Origin of the sequence: Paenibacillus alginolyticus DSM 5050 = NBRC 15375, assembly GCF_000422905.1 — a bacterium.
GTDB classification, from domain to species: domain Bacteria; phylum Bacillota; class Bacilli; order Paenibacillales; family NBRC-103111; genus Paenibacillus_E; species Paenibacillus_E alginolyticus.
In genome coordinates this window covers 43,503-50,424 of the sequence record NZ_AUGY01000063.1, presented here as the reverse complement: position 1 = coordinate 50,424, position 6,922 = coordinate 43,503, and the positions used below count along the sequence as shown (strand labels likewise).

Sequence of the window (6,922 nt, the reverse complement as noted above, 5' to 3'; positions counted from 1 at the left end):
CGAGCGCATACCGCCCAAGACCCCCAATATGAACGCATACATTGAGTCATTTCATAGCATTATTGAAAGAGATGTGTACACAAAAGAGTACTTTGAAACGTTTGAAGAAGCTTACCAAAGAGTACACACATACATTGAATTCTACAACCAACGGCGTTTCCACGGAAGTCTGCACAAAATGAGTCCAAGCCAGTACCATGCAGCTTGGGAAGCTAAAAAATTAGAAGCCGTAGAAATTGCGCTTTAGTGTGCTAGAGAAATGAGAAGCTGCGAGAGCGAGAGCATTTAGCAGCTAGACTCCATAATTAAGGGGCCGAACCGGTGTACAACAATTTCTCTACTTTCTTCTCAATTGGCTGTAGATGTTGCAGTTTGTACAACAGTTTAGCCATATTTCATGCTATGGAGCTACTCTTGGGAGTAAATGGTGTATTTTCTGCAACAATTTTGAAGATAACGCTGATTTGCTTGCTTTTTGTTGTACAAAGTACAACATGTTTTGGGGCGAACTTGGCTTGGAGCAAACATTGATTGTCTTGGCAGCAAGTAGATACCGGGCTTCTGGTTGATCCTCTTCAATCATTCTGGACTTTCAAAAAGAGGGACGTAGTCTTAGCTTGGTTTGTTCTTTTTTAATAATGGCAACAATGAAGAGAACATATCAAACAGGGGAGACCCACATGGAACTCAAGCCCGTATTTCCTTTCGAGCCGATCAGCACAGAAAAGATTCCAACATCCGATGATTGGGTGGCACAGATTAAATGGGACGGCGTCCGAATGCTAACCTATTTTGATGGAAATGACGTTCGTTTAGTGAATCGTAGGTGTAATGACCGTACGAAACAGTACCCAGAGCTGCTAGATATCCAATCATACTGTTCTGCTTCCTCAGTCATCTTAGACGGGGAAATCATTGCATTTGATCAAAAGAAGCCTTCCTTTCACGAAATTATGAAGAGGGAATCTTTACGAAAAAGCCAAAGCATAGATAGAGCCGTCTCGCAAACGCCCATTACTTATATGATTTTCGATATCCTCATGTACAATGACAAATGGATCGTGGACAAGCCATTATCGGAGAGACAGAAGATACTCCATGATGTGATTACCCCTTTGCCCCATTTTCAACTTACGCAAAACATTGCGGACGGAAACAAACTTTTCGATGTAATGAAGGAGCACGGTATGGAGGGGGTTGTATGCAAAGACCTTAACAGTACTTATGCCATTGGGGGAAAAGACAGCCGTTGGGTGAAGAAGAAGATTTTCCACGACCTATTTGCTGTGATTGGCGGGGTAACGACGAGGGCGGGAGTTGTCAATGCGATATTGCTAGGATTATACGACAAAGAAGGCCGTTTTGTCTATATCGGTCATGCCGGCACTGGAAAATTAAGCAGGGAAGATTGGCGTCAATTGACGAAGATCGTTGAACCGATGACGACGCCGCAAAAGCCATTTATTAATGAGCCTGAACGGAGTAAAGAAGCCATTTGGATTGAACCCAAGTTAACGGCGAAAATACAATTTCTTGAATGGACTCCCCATGGAACGATGAGGCATCCCAGCATTCAAGCCTTCGTTCAAATGGATCTAGCGGATTGCACGTTTTCACAAAATATGTAGATGGTAAACAACAGAACAATGCAAAAGCGCTAATCCTTGATAATCAAGAATGAGCGCTTTATTTGCGTCCAATTCACATTCACGTTACCGGTTCTTTGACTTTTTTGGCTCTCGGTTTCGCTTTCGACTTCTTGACCTCAGTGACACTGGCGTCCTCACTCAAGGTAACTTTGTCATCCGTCGACTTCGTGGCGTCAAGACTCGCTTGCAGCGCTGCCATGAGATCAATAACGCTCGTTTTCTGCAGCGTAGGGGCAGCTTGTACTTCTTCTCCAGCCACTTTATGCTCGATTGCTTCGAGCAAGCGGCCGCGGTACTCATCTTTATACTTCTCAGGCTCAAAAGGTGTCGATAGTTGGCTGATCAGCATCTTCGCCATTTCCATTTCACGCTCGTTCACGGTAACTTTCTCGGGAAGGTTGGGAACTTGAGAAATCGGACGAATCTCATCCGGGTAAAAAATAGTTTCCATAGCGAGGCAGTTCTCGATAACTCGAATGGCGGCTAGTGAGCTTTTGGAACGGATCGAGACTTTGGCGATGCCAATTTTGCCGGTTTGACGCATGGAATCCAGCAGCAAATGATAGGCGCCAGAACCAGTATCTCCAGGCCCGAGGTAGTAAGTCTTTTGAAAATAAACAGGATCAATATCTGTCAAGTTGACGAAATCCAGAATCTTGATCTCTTTATTCGCTTCGCCTGAGATATTTTCCAATTCATCCTTCTCAAAAATAACGAAACGTCCAGGTTCATACTCGTATCCTTTGGAAATTTCCTCCCACTCTACTTCCTTGTCACAAGTCTGACATTTACGCACATAGGAGAGCGGTGTAATACAAGTTTTATGTATGTAACGCATAGAGATATCCTTATCTTCCGTAGCTGAAAACATTTTCACAGGCACATGAACAAGTCCGAAGCTAATAGCGCCTTTCCAAACCGTATGCATCTCGTGATTCCTCCCCATTAATCGTGATTGTACTAGTATTCTCTTGAATTAATGGCTTTATACGGTAGGGATTTAAGAGAATAGATGGCCTTGAGAGTGGGTACGTTAAAAACGCAAGTTAATTACCATGAAGCTAATTTATGCTAAGGAGGGATTCACGGATGGCACAAGATTCAAATGCATCCCAAGATAAAGATAATCAAGGGAAAGATGATCATTTCATGGACATTGATCGCATGATTAACGAAGGCTTGGGAGGCGGCAACGTCACCTTGCACAATGGATTAATCGAATCCTCAACGACGGATACGATGGATCATCCGGAATCCGTATTGGATGAGCCATGAACATTCATCGCACTCAAGAAATTCTAGCCGCTGATGAGAAGATTCACGTCGAGTTAAATGGCCTCCCTGTCTGGATCGACAGTGTGGATTCTGGCAAAGCAACGGCCAAAGTTCATGCGGAAGAAAACCCGGCCGATTCTCGGGTTGTGACGGTTCAAGAGTTAGAAGAGGTCCATTAGTGGATGTGAAAGAACAGCAAAGCCTGCTCCGAGTTATTTCGGGGCGGGCTTTTTGTATTAGAGAGTTGATGTTGCCTACTAGCGAGGACTATAATAGGAGCAGCACGCGCAAACGGAAAGAAAGGGATGAGATCTACTTGCCTCAATCCACATTTACGTACAACTCCCGGCACGAGGAAGATACCGATAAACTGGGGAGATTGCTGGCCGCCTATTTGCAGCCTGGCACCGTCTTTACACTAGATGGCGATCTGGGTGCGGGAAAAACGAGGTTTTCGCAAGGCTTTGCCAGAGCGATGGGAATTACCGAAACCGTCAACTCGCCTACATTTACCATTATCAAAGAATACGAGGGAGCCGAGCTTCCTTTCTACCATATGGATATGTACCGCATTTCCCAAGAGGAGGCGGATGAATTAGGGCTCGACGATTATTTTTATGGAGCGGGCGTTACGCTGATCGAATGGTCAAGTTTAATTGAAGACCTTCTGCCGCAAGATCGGCTAGCCATCACGATTGACCATCAGGATGATCAAACCAGAGTATTTCACCTGACTCCGCACGGAGACCCGTATCAGAGCTGGTGTGTACAAATGAAGGAGAACGGACATTTACAATGACAGAACGGACAATGAATTTAGGGCGATGCTTAGCCATCGATACTTCAACATCTGCAATGACAGTTGCTATTTTGGAAAATGGCAATATGCTGGGCGAGGTCAGCTCCTACGCTGAACGGAATCACTCGATAGGGCTTCTTCCCCATATTCAAGATCTACTTGCGAGTTTACATCTAAAACCAAAGGACCTACAATCGGTCGCTGTCGGCCAAGGCCCCGGTTCCTATACAGGGGTTCGTATTGCCGTGTCTGTTGCGAAAACATTCGCATGGTCGTTAGGTCTGGATCTTATTGGTGTGTCCAGCTTAGAAGCAATGGCGCTTGGAGGTGCTATGAAGGAGCAGAGCGCGACCGGAAATGGGCCGACTTGGGTGGTGCCGCTCATGGATGGTAGACGTAAGCAGGCTTTCACGGCAGTCTACGCCTATGAGGGTGCTTCTCCGTTAACAGCGAATGGTGAGCTCGGGGCAAATTGGCAAGAAGTTCTGCCTGATGGCATTCGTGTTATAGGTTCTTGGACAGAGCAAATCGTTAAGCAAGCAGCCTCATCTTCGCAAGGACAAAGGCCCTATGAGATTCTGTTTGTGGGTGAAACCGAAGGATTCAAGGATGAGCTTGAACAATTTGCGCAGGCTTGGGACGGAGTCGTTCGTATCCTTTCCTATGGCATTGAAGCGGAATATATAGGTAGACTAGCCTATCCGAGGCTGGCTAAAGGGGAGAAGGCAGATGTGCATACATTTGTTCCTAATTACACCAGATTACCGGAAGCTGAAGCCAATTTACTAGCCGGAATTAAGACGAAGAAAGGGGATCATTGATGATGGAGCAGCGGCAACCGCAAACAACTGAAAACTCGTTGGTGTTCCGTTCCATGCGAATGGAAGACATCCCTTATATTTGTGAAATTGAGCAAGAAGCGTTCACGACGCCCTGGACCAAAGGTGCATTCGAGAATGAATTAACGAACAATCAGTTCGCTCATTATATGATTATGGATATCGAAGGTGAGGTCGCCGGGTATGGCGGGATGTGGCTCATCATGGAAGAGGCGCATGTCACGAATGTGGCCGTTCGGGATACGTATAGAGGTCGTAAGCTAGGGGAGCGTTTGCTTCGGGAGCTAATGAAAACTGCCGCTTTCTTAGGGGCAATTCGGATGACGCTTGAGGTTCGAGCTTCGAACTACGTTGCGCAAAATTTGTACGAAAAAGTCGGATTCCGCTCTGTTGGCGTGCGTAGAGGGTACTACACGGATAATCGCGAGGATGCTGTCATTATGTGGGCAGACTTGCCTAAGAGAAGAAAGGATAGTCTCGGAGATTGAGGCTTTCGGATAGGTGAAGAATTTGACTAGAGAAGCAGGGCAAGAGCAAACAAGTGCAATAGGACAACAACAAACAAGTGAAATAGGACAAGAACAAAAAGAAGCTTCCGTCACGAAGCCGGTATATATTTTGGCGATCGAAACGAGCTGTGACGAGACTTCCGTAGCCATTGTCGAAAATGGTAAAATCATTCGTTCCAATGTGATTTCCAGCCAGATCGAAACACACCAACGTTATGGCGGTGTGGTGCCGGAGGTGGCTTCCCGGAAGCATGTGGAGTCCATCACATGGATGCTGGAGGAAGCCGTCGAGAAAGCGGGCGTATCGCTGCAGGAGCTGTCCGCGATTGCCGTAACCGAGGGACCCGGATTAATCGGGGCCCTATTAGTAGGCGTCGTTGCGGGCAAAGCGCTAGCCTGTGCCTTAGACCTGCCGCTGATTGGTGTTCACCATATTGCGGGACATATTTATGCGAATCAACTTGTGCATGAGCTCGAGTATCCGTTGATCTCGCTCGTTGTGTCCGGTGGACACACGGAGTTGATTCTGATGGAAGGGCCGGGCCAATTCCGCATCATCGGGCGAACGCGCGATGATGCGGCTGGCGAGGCCTACGACAAAATCGCGCGGGCGATGGGCCTGCCTTACCCGGGCGGACCGCATGTGGATCGGCTTGCGCAGGAAGCCGAGTCCGAGATCAAGATGCCTCGCTCGTGGCTCGAGGCAGACTCTTACGACTTCAGCTTCAGCGGATTGAAATCCGCGGTGCTGAACGTCGTCAACCAAAGCAAGATGCGCGGCGAGGCCGTTCAAGTCGCGCAGATTGCCAAGGGCTTCCAAGCCTCCGTCATCGACGTGCTTGTGGAGAAGGCTGACCGCGCCGTGCGTGAATACGGCGCGAAGCAGCTGCTGCTCGCGGGCGGTGTCGCCGCGAACAAAGGGCTGCGCAGCAGGCTCGCTGAGCGCTGCGAGCAGCTGAATGTGCCGCTGCTCGTGCCGCCGCTTAACCTTTGCACGGACAACGCTGCGATGATAGGCGCAGCCGCTTTCCTCAAGTGGGACAAGCAAGAATTCGACTCCATGGAACTGAAGGCAGAGCCTCAGCTCAAGCTGGAAGAGTGGTAAGGGCAATAAAATAAATTTTCTGACAACTGTATTGACTTTGCCAAAGCAGCATATTATAATCACAATCAATACTTTCAAACGCAACGAACGGGATTAGTAAGGAACAGCAGTTTCGCTCAGAGAGCTGTGCGCTTGGTGAAAGCACAGACGAAACGGTACCTGAACTCGCCCGGGAGCGGTAAGACTGATAAGGATGCCAAGGATCCAGCACCCAAGTAGGTCTTGACGGTTGACCCCCGTGATCAGGTACATGAGTGGTTTCGAGTGTAACAGCTCGGATCAATTAGAGTGGTACCGCGGAAGGTTCAAGCCTGTCGTCTCTTTTATAGAGATGGCAGGCTTTTTTGGTTGTTCTGAAACTTGAAGCGAACATGAGCAAATGCGAAGAAGAAATATGAACATACAAAAAACGCGATGAACAAGAGTAGTAAGGAAAGCATACACAAAAACGTGATGAACAAGAGTAGTAAGGAAAACATACACAAAACGCGATGAACAAGAGTAGTAAGGGCTCACTTGTACGGTACAGAAAGCTGCGGGTTGATGCGACGCAGACCGTGAATGCCCCGAACTCGCTTGGAAGCGGTCATCCTGAGCAGGCAGTTCATGCTGTTAGGGATGAACGGATGACCTCCGTGATCAGGTGACGTAATGCTGCAGCTAGTTTTGCTGCGCTATGTCTGAGGTGGGCTCCGTGACTTGGAGCCAACAAGAGTGGTACCGCGCTGGGTGAAGACCCGTCGTCT

Annotated in this window: 9 protein-coding genes and 2 other annotated features (1 of these 11 running past the window's edge); of the genes, 8 read left to right on the top strand and 1 reads right to left on the bottom strand. The window is 47.8% G+C overall.

Translation table 11 applies throughout. The features are described from left to right. Positions 1 to 247 (top strand): integrase core domain-containing protein (locus G519_RS0125215; RefSeq protein ID WP_029192908.1); only part of this gene is annotated, 247 nt, incomplete at its 5' end. A gap of 433 nt (positions 248 to 680) precedes the next feature. Further along, complete coding sequence (locus G519_RS0125210; protein ID WP_029197050.1) at positions 681 to 1,628, top strand: ATP-dependent DNA ligase; 948 nt, start codon at positions 681 to 683, stop codon at positions 1,626 to 1,628. A 79-nt stretch (positions 1,629 to 1,707) separates the two neighbouring features. On the opposite strand, the gene ku is transcribed toward G519_RS0125210, so the two are convergent. Continuing rightward, positions 1,708 to 2,577: a non-homologous end joining protein Ku gene (ku, locus tag G519_RS0125205; protein ID WP_029197049.1), complete on the bottom strand. Its 870-nt coding sequence runs from the start codon at positions 2,575 to 2,577 to the stop codon at positions 1,708 to 1,710. A 161-nt stretch (positions 2,578 to 2,738) separates the two neighbouring features. Between ku and G519_RS0125200 the strand changes: the two genes are divergently transcribed. The 6 genes from G519_RS0125200 (at position 2,739) to tsaD (ending at position 6,176) form a co-directional block, all read left to right on the top strand. Further along, positions 2,739 to 2,924: a hypothetical protein gene (locus G519_RS0125200; protein WP_029197048.1), complete on the top strand. Its 186-nt coding sequence runs from the start codon at positions 2,739 to 2,741 to the stop codon at positions 2,922 to 2,924. Next, complete coding sequence (locus G519_RS0125195; RefSeq protein WP_029197047.1) at positions 2,921 to 3,103, top strand: H-type small acid-soluble spore protein; 183 nt, start codon at positions 2,921 to 2,923, stop codon at positions 3,101 to 3,103. The genes G519_RS0125200 and G519_RS0125195 overlap by 4 nt, the downstream gene beginning before the upstream one ends. A 137-nt stretch (positions 3,104 to 3,240) precedes the next feature. Continuing rightward, the gene (gene tsaE / locus G519_RS0125190; protein WP_029197046.1) at positions 3,241 to 3,723 is read left to right on the top strand and encodes a tRNA (adenosine(37)-N6)-threonylcarbamoyltransferase complex ATPase subunit type 1 TsaE; all 483 of its coding nucleotides are present in this window, start codon (positions 3,241 to 3,243) and stop codon (positions 3,721 to 3,723) included. Then, positions 3,720 to 4,544, top strand: a complete 825-nt coding sequence (tsaB, locus tag G519_RS0125185; RefSeq protein WP_036633747.1) for a tRNA (adenosine(37)-N6)-threonylcarbamoyltransferase complex dimerization subunit type 1 TsaB — start codon at positions 3,720 to 3,722, stop codon at positions 4,542 to 4,544. Before tsaE ends, tsaB begins: the two co-directional genes overlap by 4 nt. Continuing rightward, positions 4,544 to 5,050 (top strand): ribosomal protein S18-alanine N-acetyltransferase, encoded by a 507-nt coding sequence (gene rimI / locus G519_RS0125180; RefSeq protein WP_174806667.1) that lies wholly within the window; start codon positions 4,544 to 4,546, stop codon positions 5,048 to 5,050. Before tsaB ends, rimI begins: the two co-directional genes overlap by 1 nt. A gap of 82 nt (positions 5,051 to 5,132) precedes the next feature. Beyond that, positions 5,133 to 6,176 (top strand): tRNA (adenosine(37)-N6)-threonylcarbamoyltransferase complex transferase subunit TsaD, encoded by a 1,044-nt coding sequence (gene tsaD, locus G519_RS0125175; protein ID WP_029197043.1) that lies wholly within the window; start codon positions 5,133 to 5,135, stop codon positions 6,174 to 6,176. A gap of 74 nt (positions 6,177 to 6,250) precedes the next feature. Next, positions 6,251 to 6,501 (top strand) — a binding site (T-box leader). Positions 6,502 to 6,658: 157 nt separating this feature from the next. Beyond that, positions 6,659 to 6,922 (top strand) — a binding site (T-box leader) (it continues 5 nt past the right edge of the window).